General features: G+C 45.8%; 4 protein-coding genes. All 4 read right to left on the minus strand.

Annotation, left to right across the window (positions count from 1 at the left end; translation table 11 throughout):
• Positions 1–389: ABC transporter ATP-binding protein (locus DW694_RS16650; RefSeq protein WP_147420747.1), on the minus strand; the 389-nt coding region annotated here is incomplete at its 3' end.
• A 5-nt stretch (positions 390–394) separates the two neighbouring features.
• Entirely contained in the window at positions 395–655 is a 261-nt protein-coding gene (locus tag DW694_RS16655) for a hypothetical protein (RefSeq protein WP_004611617.1), read from the minus strand.
• Positions 656–837: 182 nt separating this feature from the next.
• Positions 838–1,254 carry a hypothetical protein gene (locus DW694_RS16660; protein ID WP_118141146.1) on the minus strand — a complete coding sequence of 139 codons (417 nt, stop codon included), beginning with the start codon at positions 1,252–1,254 and terminating at the stop codon, positions 838–840.
• Positions 1,255–1,281: 27 nt separating this feature from the next.
• Positions 1,282–1,584, minus strand: a 303-nt coding sequence (locus DW694_RS16665; RefSeq protein WP_147420748.1) for an ATP-binding protein, incomplete at its 5' end; no start/stop codon positions are given.

Genomic DNA, 1,584 nt, shown 5'->3' on the forward strand with positions numbered 1-1,584 from the left:
CCCAGCAGGTGAACGATCTCGTCCAAAAACTTCTGATCCACCGTGTCCCCGTCCAGCTCCACCGGCAGGACGATGTTCTCATACACATTCAGGATCGGAATAAGGTTATAGTTCTGGAAGATAAAGCCGATGTTGCGGCGGCGAAAGATGGTAAGCTGTTCGTCGTTCATCTTCGACAGTTCTTTGTCCCGGACAATCACATTGCCAGAAGTAGGGGTGTCCAGCCCGCCCATCATGTGAAGCAGGGTAGACTTGCCGCTGCCGGAGGTTCCCACAACGGCCACAAATTCGCCGTCCTCCACGGAGAAGTTCACACCGTCAAGGGCGCGGGTGATGTTCGGCTCTGTGCCGTAATACTTTTTCAGGTCGATAGTCTGTAAAATGCTCATAAAATTCAATCCTTTTTTTGTTTGTTGTAAATGCGGAACGCTGCTGCGCCGGTGGCCGCCAACTGCACCAGAATCAGCACAGCGAACAGGCCGAAGCTCTCATAGTAGAACAGTTCATCCCAAAATAGGAGAACATCACAGAGAGCAGTCAAGGCAACCGTCCAGCGGATGTGCCGGGCCAGCCATTGCCGGAACACCAGCACAAGGGCAACGGGCGGGACGATCAGCAGCGCCAGATTCAAAATCAATGTCGGGGTCAGTTCCATTGCGTCGCCTCCTCACTTTTGTTGATAAGGGTATTGTAAAACCCAAATGTCCGCGAAATGTTACAGCGGCCAAAAAATTTCATTGAAAATCGGGGTGAAATGTTACAACGCTCGGACATTTCAAAAAAATTCACGGCGGACAGCTGGAAATGGTCGTCCGCCGAATCATACTACACAATCTTTTAGATAGATTGATTGTGAAATAATTTCAATCCAATCACCACATCTATCATAAGTTCCACAATGAGAATTATACTAATGGCAACATTAAAATTACATAGGTTATATAATCCGATATAGATTTCACAAGTAAGAAATACAACTTGCAGACACAAATTTAAGTATGTCACTAAATGCTCGTTAGTTCTATTCCACAATCTAAACAGGAACATTGTAAAAATAGGTTTTCCCGTAAAAGCAAAAAGCACTGACAATACCGGCACCAAAAATACATAGTAAGAATCTACTGCATTGCTGGGGGATGTATCTACCCATTGAATTGCTATTTTATCAGGAACAACGAAAAATAAAACAATAGATAAAATAACATTGATTATTAAGATGATTGTTGTTGCTTTGCAAAAATTGATTTTTTTCATGGTGTTTTCTCCTGTTATAAGTGTGCTTTATTTAGTCGGCAACATAATGGAAAATTCCGAACCCTTGCCCGGCTCCGAAACCACTTTGATATAGCCGCCCTGCCGTGTTACGATCTCGCGGGCCAGATACAGGCCAATGCCCACGCCCTGCTGTTCGTGTACTTCTTCCTCACGATAGAAGCGCCGGAAGATGGCGGCCTGATTGCTTTCGGAAATGCCCTTGCCGGTGTCGGCTACTTTGATTTCCACATACATTTCCCACAGCACCACAGACACAGCGATTTTCCCGCCTGCCGGGGTGTACTTCACCGCATTGTCCAGCAGGTTAAA

It is taken from the genome of Ruminococcus sp. AM26-12LB, from assembly GCF_003480785.1.
In the GTDB taxonomy this organism is placed as follows: Bacteria; Bacillota; Clostridia; order Lachnospirales; family Lachnospiraceae; genus Blautia_A; species Blautia_A fusiformis.